This is a genomic window from Paenibacillus sp. RC21 (assembly GCF_044907935.1).
Taxonomy (GTDB): Bacteria; Bacillota; Bacilli; order Paenibacillales; family Paenibacillaceae; genus Paenibacillus; species Paenibacillus terrae_A.
This window is the reverse complement of record NZ_JBIYCS010000001.1, coordinates 910,987-937,309: the sequence shown is the minus strand read 5'-3', so window position 1 is coordinate 937,309 and position 26,323 is coordinate 910,987. Positions and strand designations below refer to the sequence as shown.

The window sequence follows — 26,323 nt, the reverse complement described above, 5'->3', positions numbered from 1 at the left end:
AACGAATAAGATCGCTTGCGGGTTGCTTTAATCGAGATTGAGAAAAGGTTTAAATCGCCCAATTTCCTTTGCGGAACACAGCCTCTGTACTTCCGTCCTGCAGCTCGCCGTCAATATCCAGCTCAGCCGAGCCGATCATAAAGTCAACATGGGTCAGGCTGACATTGGCACCGTTCTGGAGCAGCTCTTCCCGGTTCATTTGTGTTCCTTTTTCGAGGTTAAACGGATACGCACTGCCGAGCGCCAAGTGACAGGAGGCATTTTCATCAATCCCTGTATTGTAAAAGATGCGATTGAGATTGGAAATCGGCGAATCGTGCGGCACCAGCGCGACTTCACCCAAATAGCTGGCCCCTTCATCCGTAGCCAGCAAATGAGTCAGATGTTGCTCGCCGGATTCCGCTGTATATTTGGTAACTTTGCCATCCTTAAAGGTAAATGTGATGCGATCCACCAGCTGTCCGTTCAAATTTAACGGCATCGTGCTGGTGACATAACCATTTACACCTGTACGTTTAGGCATTGTGAATACTTCTTCTGTCGGCATATTCGCCACAAAGTAGTCTCCACGCTCGTTTTCAGCACCACCGCTGCGCCAAATATGTCCGTCGGCCAGTTCGATTTTTAAATCTGTTCCGGGCGCGCGGTAGTGCAGGCTTTTATACTTTTTATGATTCAGCTTGTCTTGCAGCTGTTCGAGGTTTTTCAGATGATTCTGCCAATTCTGAACGGGATCGGAGCCATCCACACGGTTCATTTGGAAAATCGTTTCCCACATGACACGAATACGGTCCTCTTCCGCCACATCAGCAAACACTTTATCCGCCCAAGCCTTCGTGGGTGCTTTGATCAGACACCAGCTGATTTTATGATTTCGGGTATATTGGGAAAAGCCTTCTCTCGCCGTTACCGCCGCCTTCGTTGCACGCGATACTTTTTGCGGATCAATGCCTTGATACAGATCCGGGTTCGGCACCTTGATTGTTAGCGTGGCTCCACCCTCCTCGGCGAGTTTTTCCAGCATTTCTGCCTTCCAGGCCGGGTAGTAATCAAAGCTGGCTTCGTCACCATGCTCAAAACGGCTGCGCGTAATCTGATCGTCCTCGAACTCCACCTGCACATATTTGGCTCCTGCTTCATAGGCTTTGTTAACAATCAGCCGCGTAAATTCCACGGTTTCCAGTGGTGCAGTGACCAAAAACACCTGTCCGGGCTGGATGTTGACACCTACTTTTACGACCAGTTCTGCATATTGCTCCAGCAATGCTTCAAATGAACTCATTTCCCCACGCTCCTGTTCCGCATTTCATGATATTTACAATCTACAATTACAGTACAGACTGCTTCTCCAGTTCACGCAGCTCCACTCTTCTTATTTTACCCGAACTGGTTTTGGGAAGCTCCTGAATAAACTCTATTTTTCTTGGATACTTGTAAGGTGCTGTCGATGCTTTCACATGATGTTGCAGTTCCTTCACCAACTCAGGTGATCCTTCTACTCCGGCTTTGAGTACAACGTAGGCTTTTACAATATGTCCCCGGATTTCGTCAGGACTGGCTACGGCAGCACACTCCTGTACAGAGTCATGCTTCATGAGCGCTTCCTCCACTTCGAAGGGACCGATGGTATAACCGGAGCTAATAATGATATCGTCACCGCGTCCTTCAAACCAGAAGTATCCATCCTCGTCCTTGCGCGCCCGGTCTCCTGTAACAAAATAGTCTCCATGGACACTGACACCTTTGCGCTCTGGATCAAGGTAATACGTATGGAATAATGCCGGCAGATCAGCACGCACTGCAATATCGCCCACTTGACCCGGAGCCAGTGGAACACCGTCCTCGTCTACGATCTCAACCAGTCCCGGCGCAATAGATTTCCCCATTGAACCTGTGCGCAATGGCGCGTCCTTCAAATTACCGATAATCAAAGTGCTTTCCGTCTGGCCATAACCGTCACGAATCTTAATGTTGAACTGCTCCTGAAACTTGTTAATGACCTCCTGATTAAGAGGCTCTCCCGCAGAAACTGCGCTACGCAATTGGGACAGATCATATTGATCCAGACCATCCGTCTTCGCCATAATCCGGTATTCCGTTGGGGTACAGCATAACACTTGAATCCGGTATTGCTGTAAGAACTGCAAATAGCGACCCGGACGAAAAGAACCATTATATACGAATCCGGTGGCTCCATTTCCCAATACGGATAGAAACGGACTCCAAATCCATTTTTGCCATCCTGGCGCAGCTGTAGCCCATACCGTATCCGAGGCCTGGATATCCAGCCAAGGGGATGTAATCCGAAGATGGGCATATCCCCAGCCGTGGCTATGTACGACACCTTTAGGATTTCCCGTGGTACCGGAGGTATAGGCCAGAATTGCCATGTCATCCCGGTGCGTTTTCACAGCTTCAAAGGTATCTTCCTGTCCTGCCATCAGCTCATTCAGCGCCAGCCAGCCGGGTTCAGCTACCGTGTCGTCGCTGGAAACCGCGATACGGTAATCCAGGGAAGGCAAATCCCCGTCTACTTTGTTCACCTCACCTATTACTCCGGTCCAGGCAATCACCCCGCGCGCTTCCGAATGGCGAAGTCGATAGGCAATATCCTTGGCCCGAAGCATTTCGGAAGAAGGAATAACGGCAAGTCCCAGCTTTAAGCATGCCAGGTAAATCACATACGCAATAATTCGACGTGGTACTACGACCAGAACCCTGTCTCCTTTGTTAAATCCCAGTCCTGCGAGTCCTCCAGCGAGTCGATTAGCTTTTTTCAGCAGCTCCCCATAGGGGATTTCCTCGTAGTCTCCTGTTTCGCTTAACCACTTGAGTGCTGTTTTGCTAGCGTCATGATGCTCCATTTCCGAAGTCATATTGTAATATTCAGGCGCAAGCCATTGCTGTTGATTTGTCAAATTGTACATTCCCCTTTATACATAAGATGAGAGCCACGATCTAATCTTATTATAACACGTCTTAGTACCAGGTTCTAATACCAGACTCATTTTTTTGAAAAAAATAAAGTCCATAGAAGCGAACGACAAAAAGAAAGAGCCAGGTTTCAGACTCTTTCTCTCTGCTGCTATAAAGCTTTTAAAACTGGAGTTCCACTTCCGAAGATGCAGCTTCCTGTCCGTTCACAAGCAGTGTAATACGGTGTGCGCCTGGATAATGGCGGCGGGTCGTCAGGTCTGCGAAACGGTGTGTTCGCGTACCTGTAAGACGGGTTCCTCCGGGTACGTTTTTGTCGGAAAGCAAAAATAATTTACGCGAGACTTGTCCTCTTGCCTTCACAAAGTCGATGCCGTATTCGATGCGAACTCGCACTGGTTCACCTTCCCTAAGTTGAAGCGCATAGCTTAGCTCACAGCTATCACCGAGCTTTAACACAGCCGGATCGGCGGTAAAAGACGCTTCCGTAACTAACGGGGATCCGTTCGTTTCTTCGGCATAACCAAACAGCGCCATCGCCTCGGGGCTGGACTTGCGAATCAGGGTGCGGCAGCCGTGGCGTACAATCCAGTCGGTGTCGGGATGCGTACCTTTCCATCGTTGAGCTGTTGCAATGACTGCTTCGGGATGGTCCTTAGCGATGTCGTTCAGGTTGTTGGCTACACTTTTACGTACATACAGTGAGGGATCGGCTTTCAACAGTTCCAGCAAGGCCAATACAGGAGCGGGATCGCGCTTAAATATGGGCAACGCCTGCCCCCACGGCAGCCGTGGACGACAGCCTTCGCTGGAAAGACGGCGGACGTGCTCGCTCGGATGAACCGCCCAGACCGTCATCTGGCGCATCATCCGTTCCGGTTCGCGCAGCAGGAAGGGTCTCACGGCAAACTCCGCAGATGACTTCTGTGTGAAACGCTCCAGCGCTTCCATAGAGAGCGTCCAATGCTCCTCTCCCTGCCCATACACCTCCACAAAGTCAGGAAAAAATAAGTACGGGAAACCACTGCAATGCTCGTCTATAGCAAAAAGGACAGCCAAGGCTTCTTCATAACGACTGGGCAAGAACGTCCCCAATGTTAGTGAAATTCGCCGCATCCGTGCTTTTAGCTCCAGCTCATTCCACGATTCGTCCATGACCTGATGGATAAATCCCTGGGTATCAAACGAGCTATACGCCGTTTGTACTCTTTCACCGAAAAGGCGAAGAAAATCCTCTGTGTATATATTTTTTAAAGGTTCAGCCATCTTGTATCTCCTTTTGTATCCGAATGTAAACGATAGATTCATACCTTCGTCTATGATAACCATAAACAGCGCTCCAACACCAGCACCAAAATGATCTGTCTCGACGTGGAGAAGCCAGACATACTAAAAATGCCAGGCCCCGTGATGAGGACCTGACATTTTGTATGCGTGGCTTATAAATTGCGGGGAAGCACTCCCAGGGTGAAAAGTTTCTCATTCAGTTCTTTGGTGATCTTATTCAATGAGAGTCACTTCGTTCCGAGACAGAGGCAAACCAGAGCTGCTTTTGATCCGGAGTCAGCGCAATAACGGTTTCTGGAACGCCCACTGCTTCAGCCTCTGGAGGTACGGTTACAGGTAAAGGTTGCTTGCCCGGACCCGGGCCGTTTCCATTCGGGGGTGGGTCCGGTAAAAATCCCCCTTTGCGCAGCTCGTTCACGCTATCCTTGACCGCTTGTACGATTTGCGCAATATCTTCCTCCGTATGGGCAGTGGACAAGAAACAGTTTCGTCCCTCCCAGATATAGATGCCTTTTTCCAGCATGTGATAAAAGAACAATTCCAGATCGCCTTTGAGCACAAAGCGGAACAGGGAGCCAAAGTGAACGACCTTCATAGGTACGTGTTCGTCCGTGAAATAGCTGTTTAGCTCCGCTGCTAACGCCGAGGTGCGGCTGTTCAGGCGATTTTGCAGCTGCTCGCCGTTGCTCTCCAAATGATCCAGCACCGCTAAGGATGCAGCCATTGCCAGCGGATGATGGCAGAAGGTTCCCGCGACAAAGGTTCGCTGTTGCTCATGTTGTGGATAGGAATCGTCCCCGAAGCTCCACGTACCTCCGTCGATCCCGTTCATAAAGGCGGCTTTCCCGGCTACGATGCCGATCGGCATCCCTCCGCCAATGATTTTACCGTATGTCACAAGGTCGGCTTGCACACCAAACCAGGCTTGTGCCCCTCCCGGCTGAATCCGGAAGCCTGTAATTACCTCATCAAAAATGAAGGCAGTACCTGACTGCTCCGTCATCTGGCGAATGTCCTGCAAAAAGGCTTGAGGCTGAAAATCTGGCCGGCGGCTTTGCACCGGCTCCACGACAACCGCTGCCAGCTCATGCACATGGGTGCGGATGTAATCCAGGGATTCGTCCGCTCCATAATGAAGCACGACGATATCGTCCACCATATGCTGCAGGATACCTGGAGCGAGAGGTGTCGAATGCTCCTTGTTGTCACTCGCGCTCCCCAGCGCCAGCACCCCGTCAAATGTACCGTGATACGAGCCAGCAAAAATGACGACTTTAGCCCGTCCCGTGGCAGCACGTGCCAAACGGAGCGCGACCATGACAGCCTCCGTGCCGGAATTGTACAGCGCAATCCGTTCCACGCCGGTCATCTTGCAAATTTTCTCGGCGACCTGTCCAGCCATGTTGGACATCGGGCCGACACACATGCCGTTCTTCAGCTCTTCCTCCATTTTTTCACGAATAAAGGCTGGATTGTGTCCGAACAGATTCACGCCAAAGCCCATCGTCAAATCGACATATTCATTACCATCCAGATCCCAAATTTTAGACCCGTCTGCATGCTGAGATACGATTTGATACACCATTTCCTTCAAAACAGGCCGGAAACCAGCCACATTACGGTTATTGGCGTAAACGGAGCGATACTGCTGGGTGTACTGTTTAGTGCTACGCGTACGGGCCGTGTAGCGTTCAATCAGCTCTTGCAGATGTTGTTCCTGACGGAGCGAAAGCAATTCACGTGCTTTGACATCCAGCTTTTTATAAGGCACAAACGGCTTGGCTTCATTGCATGTCTTCTTGGGAATAGCCTGTACTGATGGAGCGGGTGCTAATGTGGCCGCGACTTCCTGCTTGGATTCGGTACGGATAATCTCCGTGCCTCCTCTACTTGCTGATGGCAAAACGCCGGATTCCGGGCTAAATGGCTCGGAAGCTATTACGGATGCAGATGGCTGATGCCGGAGAACATCAAGCTGCTGTGACATCAGATGTAGCTGTTGCTCCAAAATTCGCTCTACACCCGCAGGAGCTGTAGCGATTGGGAAACTTTGAGCCCGTGTTTGCCCAGCCGTATCTATACCATAAACGGATGCGGCAGCCGGAACGCCGGATTCATGAGACAGTTGGGTTAACGGGGAAGCTGCATGAACAGCCTGATTCAGAGTTGTTTCCGAATGATTTTCCACAGACTGAATCGGGGCTTCAGCAGAAGTGGAAATGCTCACCCGTTCGGCTACGTAGCTGGCTAACAGCTCCAGCGTGGTCAACGATTCGAAAAATTCGTTCATCGGAACGTCCAGTCCGAAGGTATCCTTGATGCTATGGCGAACCTGGGACAAATTAATGGAATCCAGCCCAAGCTCCAGAAAATGTGTTTGTGGCTCCAGTTCCTCCAGACTGAGCTGGGACACGTTACCGATCATTTTCGCTAACTTTTGAAGGATAGATGATTTGTACTGATCGGTAGCCGATGCTGACACCGAATACTCGTTCCCCATAATTCCAGTCTCCCTTACTGTTGAGTTTTCATGAATGGGTGCCTTCTGTTCCGTTCGAACCTGTTCGGGCACGTTAATCCAGCATCTTTTCCGTTCGAATGGATACGTAGGCAGAGAAACCTTTTTGTAGTGCTTACCTGCATATAGGGCACTCCAATTGATCTGCGCTCCTTGCACATACTTGGCAGCCAGTTGCTCCAGTGATTGCAACGTGTCCAAGCTTCCAGTGACCGTCTCTGCGCCACCTGTGCTATCCGCTTTCCCGGTGTATACACCTTCGACGGCTCTGCCTTGTTCGTGCAACTGAAGCACCTTTGCTTTCAGCGCATCCGCTCCTGCGGCAGTCACCGCAATCCGGTGATTCAGGTGGCTTCTGCCAGTGTTAGCCGTATAGCATACATCCTTCATCACGAGTTCTTCCGGCCGTCTGAACCGTTCTGCGTACCGCCCGACTAGCTCGCGCAAAGCGGATTCACTCCGCGCTGACAGGGTCAGCAGCAGCGGTGATGATCCATTGTTGCTGGCAATGGAGGATTTATCCGATTCCGTCTTTGCTATATATTCCTCCAGCACCACATGGCAGTTTGTCCCGCTGAATCCAAAGGAACTCAGCCCGCTTCTTCTCGGGAAGCCGTCCGTCTTCCATTCCCTCAGCTTCGTATTGGCATATACCGGAGATTCCTCGAAATGGATCTTCTGGTTTGGCGTGCGAAAATGAACGAGCGGCGCAATCTGTTGATGCTTCATGGACAGTACGGATTTGATCAAGCCCGCAATTCCGGCGGCTTCGTATAAATGGCCAATATTCGTTTTGACTGTGCTGATCGCCACAAATTGCTTGCGCTGTGTACGCTTGCGGAAAGCCTTGGTAATGCCGTCAATCTCGACCGGATCACCCAGCTTGGTCCCGGTGCCATGCGCTTCGATATAGCTCACCGTTTCGGGATCAATCTGTGCATCACGCCACGCCTGCGAAATCACTTCCGCTTGAGCCAGCGCATTCGGCGCTGAAATACCAATCGTACTGCCATCCTGATTGATTGCACTTCCCTTGATCACGGCTAAAATGTTGTCGCCATCTTGCTCCGCTTTGCGCAGAGACTTCAGGAAAACGGCTCCAACTCCTTCTCCCCAGCCCGTTCCGTCCGACTGGTCATCGAAGGCTCGTGCCCGATCATCGGAGGATTCCATGCCTATACCCGCTTTCAGCGGCAGCAAAATCGTCTTCACTCCACCTGCCAGTGCCATATCGCAGTCTCCATTGAGGATGGACTTGCAGGCCAGATGCACCGCCACGAGTGAGGAAGAGCATGCTGTATCAATCGTTAGCGCCGGGCCTTTTAGATCGAGCAAATATGCAATCCGACTGGAAATAATGGACGATAAATTACCAATGGCAAAGTTCGGCAGCGCGCCCGGTTCCACCTCGGACAACAAACGCTCATATTCGAAGCTGGTTTTGGAGAAGCCAACATACACGCCAACCTTTTGGCCTGCCAGCTGCTTGCCACCATACCCCGCATCCTCAATCGTGCTCCAGGCGGTTTGTAGAAATAACCGTTGATTCGGGTCCATTAGCGAGGCTTCCCGTGGTGTCAGCTTAAAGAAGGAGTAATCGAACTTGTCTACTTCGTCCAAATAGCCACCTTCTGCGATTTGCATATTCCGTCCTTCCGTATTCAGACGGGAAATGAAAGCTTCGGCATCTTTTCTTCTTTCATCGTTGTACGGACCGATATTGTCTGCCCCTGATGACACATTCGCCCAAAACTGCTCTAGTGTATCCGCTTGAGGAAACTTGCCGGACATGCCGATGATGGCGATATCCCGGTCATTCGCTTCCTCCTTGGCCTCGGGCTGTGTTGTTGCAGTCGCGTCGCTGCTTAGGCTTTGACTGGAGATATACGAAGCCAGCTTGGCGATGGTCGGATAGGAAAAGAAGTCCGTCACCTCAATATGAATCCCTAATTGGTCCTCCAACTGGTCCACAATTTGAACGAGCTGCAAGGAAGTCACTCCGATATCAAAGTAGCTGTCATCCGTTCCAATCGACTTTACATTTAAAATATCCTGGCAGATTCCAATCAGCTTTTGTTCTATTTCGCCTTGAGGCAGGACTATACGCTCAGCTGCTTGCGCGATTTGAGTAGCCTCGGCCAGTGATGTCAATATTTCATCAAATTCACCCTGTTCATAATTCTGGGCTAATATGAAGCGCTGAACCTTCCCGCTGGTTGTTTTAGGGATACGTCGAATCGGAACTACATCCTGAATATGCCAGCCTCCCCGGTAATTCAGATGGCTTTTCAGCTTTTGAACTAGCGGCACAAAATGCTCTATCTTTTTCGTGTGCATCACAAAAACAACAATACGATCCTGCCTGGTTTGCGCATCATGGACACCACACACCGCTACTTTTCCGAGATCCACGCCATCCAGCTCCTCGGCAGTTCTCTCGATGTCATGAGGATAAACGTTCTGTCCGTTCACGAAAATGATATCCTTGGCTCTACCAGTAATAACCAGGCGGCCATTTCTCATAAACCCTAAATCTCCGGTGATGAGCCAGCCATCCTCTGTTTTAACCTTCGCGGTAGCCTCGGGATTGTTGTAGTATCCAGCTGTCACATTTTTGCCGCGGATCTGTGTGTGTCCAATCACACCATCTTCCAACGCCCGATTTTGTTCATCGCAAATGCGGACAGAGGTACTGGCCATCGGATACCCTAAATCCACAAAAGTAAGACACCGCTTGTCGGACTTGTCTACTTCTTCAATGGGTTCACCTACGTGTAACTGCTGCCGATTCAAATAAAGCGGAATAAAGGTATCTTTGTCCAGAGGGGGAGTGGAAACACCCACGCTCGCCTCTGCCAATCCATAGACAGGAAACATCGCATTTTTATTCAAGCCGTGAACACTCATCGCATCCATAAACACATGGCAAAGCTCTACAGATATCGGCTCAGCCCCATTTAAAATCATACGTACACTTGACAAATCCCAGTTATCCGCTGTTTCAGGTTTGTACTGATCGAGAAAAAATTTATATCCGAAATTGGGAGAGCATATTTGAGTCACCTTATGCTCCGATACTTTTTTTAGCCATAAAGACGGGCGTCGGATAAAAAGTGCCGTCGGCATAATCAGCTGCTTGGCATTAGCGACCACACAGGTTAAATGAAAGGCGATCAATCCCAGATCATGCGTAAGCGGCATCCAACCCAAATAAGCATCCTTGGAGCTCATGCCCGTTTGATTTGCGACATCCCGAATATTGTAAACCAGATTTTCATGTGTCAGCATGACCCCTTTAGGATCACCTGTAGAGCCTGAGGAAAATTGGATAAAAGCCAAATCCTCCGGTTTGGATACATGAACTACACCTTTATTCAGACCGGAATAGTCGAATGTATGGCTTGAAAAAGTTGCTTTTTTAACAGGCTCAAAGGAATCCAGCAGTTCGTGCTGATGCGCGTACTTTTCCAGTTGTTCCAAAACCTTATCATCTGCAACCATATAAGGGCGGGAGAGCGTATTCCAGATTTTAAACAGTTTCATTTTATGTTCATCATTATTCCCGATACTTACAGGAACCGGAACGATTCCACCGAGCAGGCAGCCCCAAAATACATTCACAAAGGTATGATTGTCGTCGATCTGCATGATCAGCTCATCGCCAGGTTGTATCCCTTTTTCCTGTAATGCATGAAGCACCTGCGATGCTTGCTCCAGAAGTTTACTGTAGGACACATATTCCTCTTGCTTATCACCGGAAATAAAGGTGATCCCGTTCTCATCCCGGCTTGCACGGTCTTGAATGATTTCAATTAAAGTTTGAAACTGCTCCATCCTGATCCCTCCTTAATTGCTCTAGCATTACTTTCTGCTCTCCTTCGGAGACCCGTTTGGTTTGCAACACCAGGCGAATACACCCCAGTATTTCCTGTCTTTGCTCAGAAGCAGGTGGTGGACTGCTGCCTGATTCTGAGTTTCGCAATAATTCTTCCAGTCTCCGAACAGGTAAAATAACACCCTTTAGATACTCATCTTCATTCCAATTGGCATTGGGGGTAGACACCGCCAGTGACAGGGAACGGGCAACCCAATCACGGATCGAGAAACGGCGTTCCAGTTCAACGCGATCCAAGTCTCTGTCCAGAGACAGCACTTCGATGGTAGTGTTTATTTCCTTCGCTAAATTTTTCAACACCGTTCGCGGACCTAACTCGATGTTCTGCTTCACGCCATGATTCGCCATATACTGCATGGTTTGTATCCATCGAACCGGATGAGTCATTTGCAAAATCAATCCTTGACGGATGCTGTCTACATCAGGGTATGGCTGAGCGGTCACATTGGAGATCACGGGCCACTGCGGTTCATGGAAAGTGTATTTTTGCAGCTCGATGGTCAGCCTGTCCGCAGCATGCTGCATAAGCAGACTATGAAAAGGACCGCTGACCTGCAAGCGAGTAATTTGGGCCCCCCGCTGTTCTAACTTGCCAGCTACCACAGCTACCGACGTATGATGACCAGAGACGACATACTGATTGGGCGAATTGTAACAGGCAATGACAGCAGGCTGATCGACTGTGGAGTGCAGACGACAGAATTCTTCCACGACGTTCAATTCAGCTCCGCGAATGGCAATCATGCTGCCCAGACCGGCCTCTGCGGCTGCTTCCATGAAGCGTCCCCGCTCTTGTACCAGTCGTAAAGCGTCGCCAAAGGATAGAACACCGCTACTTACCAGAGCTGAATATTCACCCAGGCTATGACCTGCTGAAAATTTCGGAATAATCCCGATTTCGTGCATATAACGTCGGAATGCAATGACGCTGATTGTAAGAAGTGCGGGCTGAGTATAGAATGTCTTGGATAATTGGGTGATCGGACCTGCCATGCATAAAGCTTTCAGATCATATCCCAAAATATCAGCAGCCTCTTCAAACAAGTGATCCGCTTCTGTAAAATCGCTATGCCATGCGGCTCCCATTCCTGCATACTGAGATCCTTGTCCTGGAAAAACTAAAGCCATTCGATTCAAATTCATACCAAACCCCTTTCCTCCCCACAAAGATGTGGCAAAACAAAAATGTTTTTACGATTCAGGTGTTAATGTATATATGTATGGAGATATGAAAATATGGAGATGGATACAGCAAACCATAACAAAGCAAAGTTGTAAGGTTGACAAAAAAAGCAATAAGCGACAATTTAAGATTTAATTTGGTGATTGAATTGCCAATCGTGGTATTATTGGAAATAAATTCAGGTGTGTGTGAAAAGCTTGGAAGTGTGAAAAGCTCGGAGTGGACTAAAGACTTAGGTTGGGACCTAAGAATCTAGTATCATAGATGAATGTGTCGAAAAAATACCGAAAACAACGCAATTTCATTCCAAAAGCAAGTATTAATTGTGAAATATTTTAATTATATAATAAATATGGACTCGAAAAAAGTCAATATTTTTTCAAATTCCTTTAATGGAAAAAAATAAATAAACAGAGATTAATATGGTTTTATAAACACAAAAGTAAATTAAAGTATGAATTTATAATGTGTAAGTATATTATACATACAAACAATACCCTCTTTTGTATGAAAATCAGGCATTGTTTGTAATTTTTTGATGAATTTTCGTAAAAATTTCTGTGTCGTAAGTGCAAGAAACAGATGACGTGTTATATCTGGTGCTTGACAAACCAATTTGTAATGCGTTGCAGTCGTTCCACACGAAGCTGCGGATGCCCTTTTCGTGAAAGCTCATGGCTTGAGCCTGGAAAACGAACAAATTGCGTGGATTTACCCAATCGCCGTAGTGCTGTAAATAGCTGCTCTCCCTGCTCAATGGGACAACGAAGATCCTGCTCCCCGTGCAAAATAAGCAGTGGTGTATTTATTTGCTTAACATATGCCAGTGGAGATTGTCTCCATAAGACCTCGAAATCGTCCCAAGGATTGCCGCCGACCTCGTCTTCTGTAAATGAGTAGCCAATGTCGCTCACGCCATACATGGATAGCCAGTTGGATATGGAGCGCTGGGTCACGGCTGCACGGAAACGGTCTGTGTGACCGACAATCCAGTTAGTCATAAAGCCTCCGTAGCTCCCCCCCGTAACACCTAGTCGTTCTGGATGAATGAATGGAAACTGTCGAATGGCCTCATCGACCGCACTCAGCAAGTCCGTGTAATCTCGTCCGCCGTACTCGCCAAGAACGACATTGGTAAAAGACTGGCCATACCCTCTGCTTCCCCCCGGATTTGTGTAAATGACCGCATATCCCTGCGCTGCTAGCAACTGAAACTCATGAAAAAAAGAGTGGGAATACATCGCATGGGGACCGCCATGGATTTCCAAAATGGCGGGATAGGTAACTCCCTTCGCAAAACCGACTGGCTTCATCACCCATCCCTGGACCCTCCGACCATCCTCGACCTCAGTCCAGAAGCTCTCAGGCACACTTAACCTGATCTCTTCCAGCAGCAAGTCATTCACCTGCGTCAGTCGTTCCTCTGTCCCGGAAGAGATCGCAATTCGAAACAAATCGCCTGGCAATGTCACGTGAGTTGAAGCTGCAATGATATGCTGCTCATCCGGGGTGAGCGTGAACTGATAAATTTCTCTGTCTCCCTGCGTCAAAACTGTAAAGCTTCCATCAAGTGCAAACTGATATACATGCACATTTCCTTCACGGGTTACAAGCGTATACAGGGATTGACCGTCCATACTAAAACGTGGTGGCCCTACATGAAGGTGTGAGCGCATATCGCTCATACCCGCGTTACCGAGGTGTGCGTCCAGCGTTTCACTAATGCATACTGCCGAGCCACCACTCGAAGGGAGGATGTATAATCGGGTCTGGGTCGCGCCTTTAGCATGTCGATCATGTCCGTAAAAGGCAATCGTTGAACCATCGGGAGAGTATTCAGCACTCTCGATTTGCAGCTCGGAGCAGGTTAGCTTCCGCGGTGCTTCCGCATTTCCTTTTGAAATAGCAGGAGCTATCGTAAACAAATCATTTTGCTTGCGTAAATCCGTATCCTCTTCTGAATGCTCCGCTATTCTGGCCACGAATAAAATAAGTTTGCCATCCGGCGACCAGACAGGTTCCGCGACGTCATACGCGCCGAACGTCAGTTGGACGGTGTCCCCTGAATTTACATCAGTCACATATAAGTGATTACGTGTATCATCCCATAGCCCGTAGCCATCTGACTTGGCTTTTGTTCGGTTAACGACCTGTCCTTTCGGCTGCACTGATGTCGGGGATGACAGACTCTCTGTGGTTTTTGCGACAAAGGATATGTAGGATCCGTCCGGTGACCAAGCCAATGAATGAACGCCTTTCTCTGCCCATGTAAGCTGCCGAGCCTCTCCTCCGCTAGCTGGAATGATCCATACCTGACGCTTACCTTCCAGCGTACGGAGAAAAGCAAGCTGTGATCCGTCAGGTGACCAGACAGGTGATTCGTCTTTCGGCCCATATGTGAAGGGCAACGGCTCGGAGTTTTCTGATGGCAAAAGCCAAATGTCAGAATTATAGTCTATCCGATCTTCATTAATATACTGCTCTACGTAAGCGACTGCACCGTTACCTGGATGGACAGCAGGATCGCTGACCCACCGAAGTTGATATAAATCCTCTGCTGTTATATGGCGTTTAGCTATACTGGATTGCGGGTCGCTCAAAACAATTCCTCCTCCAATCATCAGATCTCTATAAGATTCGAAATATATTAATCCGATGAAATTTGTAAGTTTTAAATGGTATTAAAATCACGTTACTCTTTCTACTTGTCTCTGTCAATTTACTTTTTCATGTATTTCCAATACAAAAACCCTATCTCTCTGGTCGCCACAGACCTGAAAGCCTCCTAAATCGGAGGCTTTTTATGAGATAAGGTGATTGAACAGTCACATCTATAGTTGAAAAATAGGAGATATGGGTGGCGCATCATTTTTTACAGGGATAATCGACCTGCTTCCGTCATCCAGATTCGGCCCATGCTGCCAAATCGTGCTCGGAATTTCCTGCCGCAGCACCGGTATGATATTCTCGCTAAACCGATGTAGCTGTTCGAGCTGCTCCTGCTCACCCAGCCCGTCCACGCTGATGCTGAGTACCTGGTGACCAAACGCGGTATGATAGTTCCGTATTTTTTCAAGAACGCTCTCCGCAGAGCCGATCAGAACAGGACCGTTACGAATATTATCCTCCAGACTCGTGAAGGGCGACTGATTGTGCTGAGCTGCCGCTGTCGAGTGGTAGGCATCATAATAAGGACGATACCGTCGAATCGCTTCCTCATCCGTATCTGCCAGATACAGACTCCCTGCTCCGGCACCAATCACAGCCTGAGACGGATCATGCCCGTAATAAGCCAGCCGTTCCCGGTAATGATCAATGAGCGCTTTATACTTGGCCTGCGGGTGGAAAGAATTCGAGGAAAATATCGGCTCCCCGTATTGCGCAGCCAGCTCGGTCGATCGTGTACTGGAAGCACTGCCATGCCAGATGGGAATCTGCTGCTGATACGGCCGTGGCTGTGTCGTGACTTGATGCAACCGTGGACGATAGCTTCCTTCCCACGTCACCTCTTCTTCGCTCCACAGTCGTTTGAGCAGACGATAGCGCTCAGCAAGCGAGTCCCACTGTTCTTCCTCTGTAATTCCAAATAACGGATAATGGCGCGGATCATTGCCTTTCCCAATAATAATCTCTAATCTTCCACCCGATAAATGATCCAACGTCCCATAGTCTTCTGCCACGCGCACCGGGTCCAGCACGCTAAGCACCGTCACCATAGTCAGCAGACGAATCCGTTCGGTTCTCGCCGCAATAGCGGTCAGCACGAGCGGGGGTGAGGATGACAGAAAAGGCGCACCGTGCCGCTCCCCCACACCGTATGCATCAAAACCAAGCTCCTCTGCGAGAACAGCCTGATTGATTACATTTTGGAATTTTTGCTGCGAGCTCCAGGTTTCCCCGGTAATCGCATTAGGCAGATTAGCCATCAGACTGAATAACACAAACTTCATTTCAAGAAAGCCCCTTTCGGAGAATGAGTCGGCTTCGTCCTTTCCCAGGTATCGGCCCTAATTGCGGTTAGCGGTCTCGGCTTCGTTTTTTTCACGAATATACGTTTCAAATAATTCGGGATTCACAACTTTACGCAGCACATGCATCGTTCCATCTCCTGTTCCATGGTCAAACGCATGAATACGCTCATATCCCCAACGCTCATACATAGACAGCAGATAGGGATGCTTTTCGGCTGTTGCCAGCGTAACGGCAGGAGCTCCCACCTGATCACGGATTATAGTCTGCTCTACCCAGTTCAGCAGCTTGCGACCGTAACCTTTGCCCTGAGCAGCCGGATTGACGGCAAACCACATGACAAATGGTAGATCCGTTATAAAATTAAGAGCTCTATTTTTGAGATGACTAACTGTAGCCTGAATTACACCATCGACTTCCAGCACGTAGCAGTCATTATTTTTAATGTTTTCCTGAATGATAGGAATATCTGCCTGAGCGGCAGGCCATTTAAGCTCCAACTGCCGAATTGTTTCGTACGCCTCATAAGTCACGTACTGCAATCTCTCCGCATCTTCCCGTTGTGCCAAACGATAGATTTCGCTCATGTTAACCCGCCTCTCCTTTATAAAAATTATTAATCCTATCTACTTAATCAGGAATAAAAGATAAAATAACTGTAGCATGCTCACAATCCAGCGACAAATTAATTTTTTCTATAAGCATATTTAAAATAACGATAACCTAGCGAAAGTGACCCCGAATTGCAAAATCCTCCTCCGTCAAATCCATGTTAACGCACATACCGGTTCGGCTGCCGTCGGCTGCGGCAAAAATCAATTGGGAAGGCATGAAGTATGAAGAATCTCCGGCGGCGTATACCCCAGGTATAGAGGTTCTTCCTGATTCATCCGTCTTGATCCCGCCCGACTCCAGCTTTTCACAGCCCAAACGTTCTCCAAACGGTGTACTTTGCACAAATTTGGGAGCGATGAAACCACCAGCCCTCGAGACTTGAGTTCCATCCGTAAAGCGAACATGCTCAAGCTGTCCATTGTGGCCGATGAAAGCCGCAACAGGCTGCTCCATCACAACAATTCCCTTTGATTGAAGCCATTTTTTTTGCTCGTCTGACAGGGTATCGTGGCCGTTCGTGCAGACGACCACATCCTTGCTCCAATTAAGGAGTAATTTGGCCGTATGATAGATGCCCGGAGATTCGGACACAACGACAAGCGGTTGATCCCGTAGCTCCCAGCCGTCGCAATAGGGGCAATTAAACAAGCTTTTTCCGTATAGTGGATAAAAGCCTTCGATCTCGGGAAATATCTCCTTTACGCCCGTCGCCAAAATCAGTTTTCGCGTTTGAACACGAAGGCCTGACGAATCAAGCACCTCAAATCCGGATTCAGTTTTTTCAATCGAAACAACCTCGGTTTGCAGATGATCGACAGACGGATAGCGCAGTACTTCCTTATAAGCAACGCGACGGAACTCGGCCGGCGTTACGCCGTCTCTTGTAATAAAGCCGTGCGATGTATGCGTAACGGCATTTCTGGGCTGGTTGTTGTCGATCAAAGCCACACTTCGTCTTGCCCGGCCAAGCACAAGGGCTGCATTCAATCCGGCGGGTCCTCCGCCAATAATAGCACAATCGTAAATCATGATGCTCATCTCCTTTAAATAGATATTAAAGACTTATTATATCTATAATATCCTCGAATTCGCTAATGTGTCAAGCTGCACCTGATCATAAAAAACGAAAAAAAAGCCCGAAAACCGGGCTTTTCTAATTCCTCGTCTCATACCATGCCAGCCATATCCTTAGCATTCAGACGAAATGTGCATGTTGCTTTATTCCGCAGGGGCTGTAAAGCTGCGTTGGGCAAATTCACTGTCCAGCATATAAAAAGCGTTGCTATCTCTTTCAATACGCTTGAGCTTCTGGATCACATTGTCGAACAGAGCTTCCTCTTCGACTTGTTCATCAATAAACCATTTCAGGAAATGGATCGTCGCATGCTCACGTCCGTCCAGAGCCAAGTCAGCCAAATGATAAAATTTCTGCGTATTTTGCTGCTCATGCTTGTAGCCGTGCTCAAATACGTCCAACATGGAATCGTAGCTATTTTTAGGCTCCGGTAATGCTGCCAAAGTAGCTCGCCCTCTGCGGTCATTAATATATTTGTATAGCTTCATCGCATGAAAACGTTCCTCTTCAGCTTGTACCAGGAAAAAGTTTGCGAACCCATCCAGACTTTCGCCAGAGCAATAAGCAGCCATCGCCAGATATACGTGAGCGGAGTAAAACTCAAAATTCATTTGCTCATTTAGAGCCTGTGCCAAATTGTCTTTCATGTATCAGGTCACCTCGGTCATGTATGTAATGATGTAGCGATCTTAGTGTACCACGAAACCAATCATAAAAACGAGCGCAATGTGAGTTTTAAACACCCTCGCATTGCGCCCGCATCATCCAAGATTATTTTACATTCAAGGCTCCAGCCCCCATACACGCTGGTCGTTCACATACAGAGGCGTTTTGTTCCAATCTGCATAAGACGTCTTGGTCGCATCATAGGAAAAATCATCACTTTCGTTATAATTGCTCCAGTCCGTCTTGTTCAAGCGAACCTGAATATCCCCCGTGTTGGCTCCTGCTGCCAGACTTCCCGCACCAGCTCCAAAGGAGATTTCCAGATAGTAATCTGCGCCCGTAACCGCCTTATCCAGTTTCACAAAGCGTCCCTGAACGTTGCCGCTGCCGAGCTGTGCATAGTCACAATGGAATTCCTGCGGTTTATCGCCATCCACTGTAAAGTAATACCGCAGCTTGACAGTCTTTAGATCAACAGCCTCTTTCCCCTTGTTTACAACACGGAAAAGCGGACGAATCTGATTATCTCCCGGGTTCGTGTCGCCCACGCGGTATTGGGCAATTACATCTCCCGTTGCCGGAATCGGCGCTGCTGTCGGCTTGGCGCTGACCTCGGCAGAATCCGGGCTGGTTCCTAAAGAATTAGTTGCACTTGCTACATAATAATAAGTGGTTTCATTCACCACTCCTGTATCCTTGTAAGTGCTATCCGTTACCGTTGCTACCGTGGTATAAGGTCCCCCACTGGTTGTGGAGCGCTTGACGGTATAGCTGTCGGCCCCCGTCGCTTTGCTCCAGCTCAGTGTAACCTGAGCATCCCCGGCACTTGCTTTCACATTTGCCGGAGCTTTGGGAGCTGTCGGCTCAGTTGTTCCACTATTGTTGATGAGACGGTCATATTCGGCATAAGCTGTCGCCATATCGACTTGGGACCAAAAACGGTGATACGTAAATTCCGGAGCGCCTTTATCCCATTTTTTCGTTTGATTATTCCATGAAGTTGTGTATTTGTCCTTGAGATAAGACCACTGAGGATCTTTGGTGATGTTAGGCCGGATATCGGTGTAGCTGGAATACGTACCATTACCACCCTTGGACGGATCAGAGGCGGTAGCGTCTGCGCCAGGAATGGTGTTGCCTTGCCCCGTTTTACCACTCCATCCGTTCGGGATATACGCTTCTTTCGTAAAATAACGATAATAATCCTCACGTGCTTCCTTCGTGGTAATGCCCACGCCGTCGTTGTAACCCCATGCAGCATCGAGCAAAGCTTTGGACAGATCCTTGGCTTCCTTGCCTAATGCGGTGTAATCTCCTTTTTCGGCCTTCGTTCCGGCAGCAAAAAAAGTAAGCGCTTTAACATAACTGCCCAGCACTCCCGCATCTTGCCCTGGATTCTTCGTTACTACATGCAGATTGGCATTCCCCTTATGATTGGCAAATCCGGTCCAGGTTTCTGGCTTCCCGCTCCATTCCAGATTACCTGGCACCCAGAACTCGCCTTTAGCTGCTGTAGTGGCAACCTTCGGATTTTTACCACCCAGAATGCGCTTGCCTTGAGCGTCCAAATAGTATCCCTGCGCGTCTGTCACAGGACGTTCGTTGGCAAATGCATAGCTCTTGGACCATGCTACCCAGTTTTCCGTCACTTGCTTAGCCATTTTAAACTGCTCGGAAGAAGTATCACCCTTCTTGGCTAAAATGTAGTACAGCTCGGCAACCCGCTCGACAGGCCAAGCCTGCATTCCGAACCAATTGTTGGACGGTGGATCTTGGTATACAGGAGCGCCTGTATAAGCCATTCCATAGAAGGTGCTTGTGCCAGACGGATACGCCTTGTAGGCACCATCCCAGCTATTCGTTGCTCCACCTGCAATGGCTCCCTCATCGGATTGCAGCCACGTATAAAATTCCAGTTGGCGCTTCAGCGAGGTAGCCCAATCCTGTCCCGCCGTTGGTGAATTTGGTATTAATCCGCCATCCTGATCGGATAACGCGTAAGCAGCAACGACATTTTGGTAGCCCTGATGCGCGTGGCTGGCGCCAATCCGCCAAGCCCAGTTGCCGCTTTGACCCAGTCCGCCACCCCATGCCGTATACCATGCCATCAGATAGTGGCTGGCATCCTTGCCGGAACCAGCGGTCGGAGTCCCATTGGAAGCGCTTCCTATTTTTTGGAAGTATTTATCGTACATACCGTAACGTAAGTAGTCTCCCATCTTTTTCGCTTTATCCAAATATACCGAGTTGTCATATCCCAGTTCTTTCGCCCAGTACATGGCTTGAACCGCCCGTGCGTCCGCATCGGTGGCATTCGTGTAGCGCCATTGCTGTGCAGGAGCATTATTTTCCTTGGTAAACAGGCTCATAAAGCCTTCATTTGCTTTACCAAATTTTTGATTATCCTGCGATGGATGCGGGACGGCTTCCCAAACCGATTCCTGCTCCCCGCGTTGGAAGGTGTTCACATAGGCCGCTGTATGAGACGGATTCAGCAGATTGCCAAAACCGTACCAATTATCCACGTCCAGCAGCCAATGCATCAGATAGGTCTGATTATTGCCATAGGTTGCTTTCAGCTCTGCATCCAGCGGGTCCTTGCCACCACTATACTGACCACTCAGACGGCTTGGATATTGATCCGGCTGCGGATACTCTGCTGCATAGGTGGCTGGGCTGTTGGGGTTGTAGTTACTCATAGTAGGCTGTTCTTCCTTGCCATCTCCTTCATTAACAGGAATGATGTATTTCTCCATGTTGTCCCAAGCGGATTCCAGCTTCCCCCAATCCCCGGTATAATGACCATACAGCACTTCCAGCCACATCCAGTAGCTATAGGCTTCCGAGGTCGTTAAGTGTCCGTAGTCCGGGGCCTCGCTCATCAGGGTTTCAACCGAATGGTAAGGTATACCTTCCTTGGAAAAATATCCACTGGCCGGGTCCTTCAGTTGTTTGTACAATTGAAGAAAGCGTGTGGATTCCGGTGTTGCGGCTGAAGCACGGTCGGGTTCGGCTTGAAATATGCCCAAAGTTAGCGGAAGCACCAAAATGGCTGACATGACCATAGAGACAGATTTCCTGAACACGGATTTTCTGCTGATCACTTTTGCATTCATCCTCTCCATTATCAATTTTGGCTTTACACAAGATTTTATTTTGAAAAACAACAGCACAAAAAGACAGCACCATCACCTCACTTTCCCATAAAAAAGGTGGAGGACACGCTGTCCAATAGCTCCAAATGCTTCACATTGGCCCTGGAAAAAATATACCACACCCGCCGCGAAATGAGAGTCGAAAAAATCAATATGTTTAGAGTTTAATAATGAAAATTGACGAAATTGCATGAAATCGCTACGATTTCACAAGGAGGCGTTACAAAATGAAAATTTTACTGGTACTTGGTTGTACGATGATGTTTTTAGCCGTAGCCCTGGGAGCGTTCGGGGCACATGCTTTGAAAAAAAGACTTTCCGCAGACATGATGAGTATATTCCAGACGGGCATCCAATATCATATTGCCCACGGCTTGGGCCTGGTTCTGCTCGGAGCAGTTGCAGGAAATCTGGTCCATTCTTCTCTGGTCGTAACCGCAGGCTGGATTATGCTTATCGGTATTCTCCTGTTCTCCGGCAGTCTGTATGCTCTTAGCTTGTCCGGCGTGAAAAAGCTCGGAGCGATTACCCCGATTGGCGGGGTGGCTTTTTTGGTGAGCTGGGTGCTTGTGATTGTGGCGGTTGTACAAGATTAAACATAGCTAAAGAAAAGAGACTTGGAAAAGTAGACGCTTCCAAGTCTCCTGAGCAATTCCCGAATATGAAAGAATATTATTATTTCGTCTGTACTCCTTGCACCTTCTGAGCCGCTAAGCGATGACCCTCGATGTAACGTCTGGATTCAGCCATCTGGTGTTCCTGCGCGGCTTCCATAATGATGTGAACCCCCGGCTTGTACTGTTCCAGCAGTTCCATGTATAGGCCGTAATTCATGTCACCAAAACCCGGCGGCACGGTCTCGATCTCACCTGTCGATGACAAACGCCGGTCTTTGGCATGTGCCGCGATAATTCGAGGTCCTAGTAATTGGAACGCTTCGCGGATAACCTCATCCTGCCGTGCCAGATTTTCCGTTTTCAGCAAATTGCCCGGATCAATCACTACACCGATCTGGGATGACGGTACTTCCTCCAGCAAGGTAGCCAGTTCTACCGCCGTTCCGACCAAATGATCGTTAGCGGCCTCCAATCCTACGAATACGCCCCATTTTCCCGCCTCATCGGCTAATTCACGCACGACTTCCTTTACAACCTTCCAGTCTCGTTCCGTATATGCGCTGCCATCTTCATTACGTCCGACTTCGGCAGCCACCATCGGTGCCCCTAACAGGCTCGCATATCGGATCAGCTCTTTAAAGCGTTCTACATTTTCACGCAGCAGCTCCTCATCCTGTTCAAAAAAATGCAAATAGCATCCAAGAACCGATATGGATACTCCGTGCTTGCGGAATTCCTCCGCGATAGACAGCGCCAATCCCGGGCTGAACTTGCCCGGTTTGTTAAAGTCCACATCACTGATCGCTCTCCACGGAGCCAGTTGAACATGAGTAAAGCCCGCTGCGCCTACCTTTGCAGCCAACTCGCGATAAGGCAACTTGCCAAACAAATGCGCCAATACGCCTACTGTCACTGAAATCACCTCTTCTTTTTAATGTTGCGTCCTGCTTGTCACAGCACTGCTTTCCAAAGTCTCATTAATGATTTGCGTAATCCCTTCCACCTCATCATGAATAAAAAAGTGCCCCCCGTCAAAGGTGAAAATTTGAAAATTCTGATTCGTATGCTGCTCCCACGCTTCCGCATCCTGCAAGGTCATCGTGTTATCGGCCAGCCCTGTCAAGGCAGTGACCGAACAATTCAAAGGTACCGTTCGGGGCGTATACTTATACGTCTCAACGGCTTTGAAGTCCGCTCTTAGCACCGGGATAAAATAGTCGTACAATTCGCGATTGTCAAAAATGGCCTCCGAAAGCTGACCATATCGCTGCAAATGCGTTCTGAACTGCTCTGCGGGCAGATCATGGGCCCACGGGAAATCTCTCGGGACATGCGGTGCCCGTCCCCCAGATACGAACAGATGAGCTGGCTTGCCATAACCACCAGCCACCAGCTTGTAATACAGCTCGAATGCGATCATCGTTCCCATGCTGTGACCGTATATAGCATAAGGATCGCCGGGGGCTATCTCTTGACTGATCTTGAGCAGTAAATCCTCGCTCATTTCCTCGATGCTGTCTTTTAACGGCTCTCCGGAACGAATACCTCTGCCCGCCAGCTCCAGCGGGACAAGCTTAATCTGCGGAAGCAGCAGCTTTTTCCATTTGAAGCTGACCGATGCCGATCCACCTGCATATGGAATGAAAAACAATGTGATGGGTGCCATCCTTGCAACCTCCTGCCATGTTGAGTCTTAACTCTTTCATTTTAGCATAAAAAGGTATATTTACCCATTTCAAATATTTTGCAAATTCAAGAAACAAGGTCGGGGAAATCAAGCATCTTTTGCATCAGGCAGGAAACCGCTTCTTTTAGGAAGAACAGCTTCATGTTTGAATATAATAATGTGTTTGGTTTTATTTCTTTAAATTCGAGAGGAGTTCTACGCCATGAAGTACGGTTTCTTCGATGATGCTAAACAAGAATATGTCATACACACCCCTCAAACCCCATATCCCTGGATCAATTATTTAGGCAACGAACGATTTTTTGGACTGATCTCCAATACAGGCGGCGGCTATGCATTTTACCGGGATGCGCGCTTACGTCGCCTAACACGATACCGATACAACAATATTCCTGTCGATAACGGCGGCCGCTATTTTTATATTCATGATGACGGGGATTACTGGACACCGGGCTGGATGCCAGTCAAACGGGAGCTGGATCGGTATGAGTGCCGACATGGGCTTGGCTATACTTCAATTATGGGTGAACGTAACGGTATCCGGGCGACGCAGTTGGCTTTTGTACCGCTGTCCTTTGATGGCGAGGTACATCAGGTCAAGCTTCAGAATACTTCTGCTCAGACTAAAAAGATCAAGCTCTTTTCTTTTGTGGAATTTTGTCTGTGGAACGCCTATGACGATATGACCAATTTTCAACGCAACCTGAACACGGGCGAGGTCGAAATACAGGACTCCGTCATCTATCACAAAACGGAATATCGTGAGCGTCGCAACCACTATGCATTCTTCTCTGTCAATCGCCCGCTGGCAGGATTCGATACAGACCGTGAAGCTTTTCTGGGACTATACAACGGGCTGGATCAGCCGCAAACCGTCACCGCCGGGCAAGCCTCGAACTCTGTGGCCAGCGGGTGGTCGCCTGTAGGGTCGCATTGCATCGAAGTAACCTTGGAGCCAGGTGAAGATACGAGTCTTAACTTTGTACTTGGTTATGTGGAAAATCCGGAGAATGAAAAATGGGAATCTCCCGGTGTGATTAATAAAAAGCAGGCTCATGCCATGATTGCTCAATTCGCGGATGAAGCCGATGTTGAACGAGCCTTGAGTGAGCTGCGGGCCTATTGGAACACTCTGCTCTCCAAGTACACCATTCAGAGCCACGACGATAAGCTGAACCGGATGGTGAATATATGGAACCCGTATCAATGTATGGTTACGTTCAATATGTCGCGTTCCGCTTCGTATTTCGAATCCGGCATCGGGCGTGGAATGGGTTTCCGGGATTCGAATCAGGATTTGCTTGGTTTTGTCCACCAAATACCGGAGCGGGCGCGGGAACGGATTATCGACATCGCCTCCACACAATTTGATAACGGCGGGGCTTATCATCAGTACCAGCCTTTAACCAAAAAAGGAAACCACGAGGTCGGTGGCGGTTTCAACGATGATCCGCTGTGGCTAATTGTCGGCACCGCTGCGTATATCAAAGAAACGGGAGACTTCGCCATATTGGACGAACAGGTGCCTTTCGACGGAAATGCAGAGCACACCGCTACCCTTTTTGAGCATTTGAAGCGATCCTTTTATCATGTGGTTAACAATCTCGGCCCGCACGGTCTTCCACTGATTGGCCGGGCAGATTGGAACGACTGTTTGAATCTGAACTGTTTTTCCGCCACACCAGATGAGTCCTATCAGACCACACAAAATTTGGAGGGCCGCACAGCGGAATCGGTATTCATCGCCGGACTCTTCGTATATACAGGACCAGATTTTATCGAGCTGTGCAAGCGCAGAGGATTAGATGAGGAAGCAGCTACGGCCCAAGCCCATGTGGATCGGATGCGGACAGCCACGCTAGAGCATGGCTTCGATGGCGAATGGTTTCTGCGTGCCTACGACCACTATGGGAACAAAGTCGGCAGCAAGGATTGTGAGGAAGGCCAAATTTTCATTGAGCCGCAGGGTTTTTGCGTGATGGCCAGGATCGGAGTTGAGGAAGGTCAGGCTCAAAAAGCTCTCGACTCTACACGGGATCGGCTGGAAACCCCCTATGGCATTGTGCTACAAAATCCGCCTTATTCCCGCTATTACATCAATCTGGGTGAAATATCCTCTTATCCTCCAGGGTACAAGGAAAATGCGGGCATCTTCTGTCACAATAACCCGTGGATTATGATGGCGGAGGCCGTGATTGGCCGTGGAGATCGTGCATTTGAACTGTATAGCAAAATTGCTCCAGCCTATCTGGAGGACATCAGCGACATCCACCGCACCGAGCCTTATGTATATGCGCAAATGATTGCGGGTAAGGATGCCGTTCGTGAAGGCGAAGCCAAAAATTCCTGGTTGACCGGCACAGCGGCGTGGAACTTTGTAGCCATTACCCAGTCTATTCTTGGTATTCAGCCGGAATGGGATGGTCTGCGTATTGATCCGTGTATCCCTGCCGCTTGGGACGAATTTACAATCACTCGCGTCTTCCGTGGCGATACCTACGTGATCCAAATCACGAATCCACAACATATATCCAAGGGTGTAGCAACAGTCACACTAGATGGTACTATCCTCACGGACAATGTTCTGCCAGTTGCAGGAGATGGTGCAATCCATCAGGTTAAAGTGTTACTGGGCTGACAAGTACATTAACCCCTAAATCGACCCCTAAAAAATTAGCTTCAACTTCGTCACATAGTATCTTATAATACGAGAATGGCTAAA

The 26,323-nt window shown here is 48.7% G+C and carries 15 protein-coding genes; 2 read left to right on the top strand and 13 right to left on the bottom strand.

Annotated features, from left to right (window positions below; all coding sequences use genetic code 11):
- Window positions 1-49: 49 nt before the first annotated feature.
- From ABIA61_RS04090 to ABIA61_RS04040, 11 genes are all read right to left on the bottom strand, one after another.
- Window positions 50-1,282 (bottom strand): aminopeptidase, encoded by a 1,233-nt coding sequence (locus ABIA61_RS04090; protein WP_283656004.1) that lies wholly within the window; start codon window positions 1,280-1,282, stop codon window positions 50-52.
- Between the two features lie 46 nt (window positions 1,283-1,328).
- Window positions 1,329-2,918 carry an acetate--CoA ligase gene (locus ABIA61_RS04085; protein ID WP_404580335.1) on the bottom strand — a complete coding sequence of 530 codons (1,590 nt, stop codon included), beginning with the start codon at window positions 2,916-2,918 and terminating at the stop codon, window positions 1,329-1,331.
- A 178-nt stretch (window positions 2,919-3,096) separates the two neighbouring features.
- Window positions 3,097-4,200 carry a DNA alkylation repair protein gene (locus ABIA61_RS04080; protein ID WP_283656002.1) on the bottom strand — a complete coding sequence of 368 codons (1,104 nt, stop codon included), beginning with the start codon at window positions 4,198-4,200 and terminating at the stop codon, window positions 3,097-3,099.
- Window positions 4,201-4,438: 238 nt separating this feature from the next.
- The gene (locus ABIA61_RS04075) at window positions 4,439-10,573 is read right to left on the bottom strand and encodes an aminotransferase class III-fold pyridoxal phosphate-dependent enzyme (RefSeq protein ID WP_404580334.1); all 6,135 of its coding nucleotides are present in this window, start codon (window positions 10,571-10,573) and stop codon (window positions 4,439-4,441) included.
- The gene (gene fabD, locus ABIA61_RS04070) at window positions 10,548-11,771 is read right to left on the bottom strand and encodes an ACP S-malonyltransferase (RefSeq protein WP_404580410.1); all 1,224 of its coding nucleotides are present in this window, start codon (window positions 11,769-11,771) and stop codon (window positions 10,548-10,550) included. The genes ABIA61_RS04075 and fabD overlap by 26 nt, the downstream gene beginning before the upstream one ends.
- Window positions 11,772-12,407: 636 nt before the next feature.
- A complete protein-coding gene (locus tag ABIA61_RS04065; protein ID WP_404580333.1) occupies window positions 12,408-14,438 on the bottom strand; it encodes a S9 family peptidase in 2,031 nt (676 codons plus the stop codon).
- Window positions 14,439-14,648: 210 nt separating this feature from the next.
- Window positions 14,649-15,767 carry an LLM class flavin-dependent oxidoreductase gene (locus ABIA61_RS04060; protein ID WP_404580332.1) on the bottom strand — a complete coding sequence of 373 codons (1,119 nt, stop codon included), beginning with the start codon at window positions 15,765-15,767 and terminating at the stop codon, window positions 14,649-14,651.
- A gap of 57 nt (window positions 15,768-15,824) precedes the next feature.
- A complete protein-coding gene (locus ABIA61_RS04055) occupies window positions 15,825-16,373 on the bottom strand; it encodes a GNAT family N-acetyltransferase (RefSeq protein ID WP_283655998.1) in 549 nt (182 codons plus the stop codon).
- Window positions 16,374-16,509: 136 nt separating this feature from the next.
- The gene (locus tag ABIA61_RS04050; protein WP_404580331.1) at window positions 16,510-17,430 is read right to left on the bottom strand and encodes an NAD(P)/FAD-dependent oxidoreductase; all 921 of its coding nucleotides are present in this window, start codon (window positions 17,428-17,430) and stop codon (window positions 16,510-16,512) included.
- Between the two features lie 189 nt (window positions 17,431-17,619).
- On the bottom strand, window positions 17,620-18,123 hold the full coding sequence (locus ABIA61_RS04045; protein ID WP_283655997.1) for a ferritin: 504 nt from the start codon (window positions 18,121-18,123) through the stop codon (window positions 17,620-17,622).
- Window positions 18,124-18,258: 135 nt separating this feature from the next.
- On the bottom strand, window positions 18,259-21,207 hold the full coding sequence (locus ABIA61_RS04040) for a glycoside hydrolase family 48 protein (protein ID WP_283656259.1): 2,949 nt from the start codon (window positions 21,205-21,207) through the stop codon (window positions 18,259-18,261).
- 317 nt (window positions 21,208-21,524) lie between these two features.
- Between ABIA61_RS04040 and ABIA61_RS04035 the strand changes: the two genes are divergently transcribed.
- The gene (locus ABIA61_RS04035) at window positions 21,525-21,893 is read left to right on the top strand and encodes a DUF423 domain-containing protein (RefSeq protein ID WP_283655996.1); all 369 of its coding nucleotides are present in this window, start codon (window positions 21,525-21,527) and stop codon (window positions 21,891-21,893) included.
- 79 nt (window positions 21,894-21,972) lie between these two features.
- Here ABIA61_RS04035 and ABIA61_RS04030 read toward each other — a convergent pair whose 3' ends face one another.
- On the bottom strand, window positions 21,973-22,827 hold the full coding sequence (locus ABIA61_RS04030) for a sugar phosphate isomerase/epimerase family protein (RefSeq protein WP_404580330.1): 855 nt from the start codon (window positions 22,825-22,827) through the stop codon (window positions 21,973-21,975).
- An 18-nt stretch (window positions 22,828-22,845) separates the two neighbouring features.
- Window positions 22,846-23,580, bottom strand: a complete 735-nt coding sequence (locus ABIA61_RS04025) for a thioesterase II family protein (protein ID WP_283655994.1) — start codon at window positions 23,578-23,580, stop codon at window positions 22,846-22,848.
- Between the two features lie 223 nt (window positions 23,581-23,803).
- Between ABIA61_RS04025 and ABIA61_RS04020 the strand changes: the two genes are divergently transcribed.
- A complete protein-coding gene (locus ABIA61_RS04020) occupies window positions 23,804-26,239 on the top strand; it encodes a glycoside hydrolase family 94 protein (RefSeq protein ID WP_404580329.1) in 2,436 nt (811 codons plus the stop codon).
- Window positions 26,240-26,323: the final 84 nt, after the last annotated feature.

Bases quoted from the DNA above. Each gene is read 5' to 3' on its own strand.
- ABIA61_RS04060 (WP_404580332.1), bottom strand. From the start codon at position 15,767: ATGAAGTTTGTGTTATTCAGTCTGATGGCTAATCTGCCTAATGCGATT.
- ABIA61_RS04065 (WP_404580333.1), bottom strand. From the start codon at position 14,438: ATGATTGGAGGAGGAATTGTTTTGAGCGACCCGCAATCCAGTATAGCT.
- ABIA61_RS04020 (WP_404580329.1), top strand. From the start codon at position 23,804: ATGAAGTACGGTTTCTTCGATGATGCTAAACAAGAATATGTCATACAC.
- ABIA61_RS04025 (WP_283655994.1), bottom strand. From the start codon at position 23,580: ATGGCACCCATCACATTGTTTTTCATTCCATATGCAGGTGGATCGGCA.
- ABIA61_RS04040 (WP_283656259.1), bottom strand. From the start codon at position 21,207: ATGGTCATGTCAGCCATTTTGGTGCTTCCGCTAACTTTGGGCATATTT.
- ABIA61_RS04050 (WP_404580331.1), bottom strand. From the start codon at position 17,430: ATGATTTACGATTGTGCTATTATTGGCGGAGGACCCGCCGGATTGAAT.
- ABIA61_RS04035 (WP_283655996.1), top strand. From the start codon at position 21,525: ATGAAAATTTTACTGGTACTTGGTTGTACGATGATGTTTTTAGCCGTA.
- ABIA61_RS04075 (WP_404580334.1), bottom strand. From the start codon at position 10,573: ATGGAGCAGTTTCAAACTTTAATTGAAATCATTCAAGACCGTGCAAGC.
- ABIA61_RS04090 (WP_283656004.1), bottom strand. From the start codon at position 1,282: ATGAGTTCATTTGAAGCATTGCTGGAGCAATATGCAGAACTGGTCGTA.
- ABIA61_RS04080 (WP_283656002.1), bottom strand. From the start codon at position 4,200: ATGGCTGAACCTTTAAAAAATATATACACAGAGGATTTTCTTCGCCTT.
- ABIA61_RS04055 (WP_283655998.1), bottom strand. From the start codon at position 16,373: ATGAGCGAAATCTATCGTTTGGCACAACGGGAAGATGCGGAGAGATTG.
- ABIA61_RS04045 (WP_283655997.1), bottom strand. From the start codon at position 18,123: ATGAAAGACAATTTGGCACAGGCTCTAAATGAGCAAATGAATTTTGAG.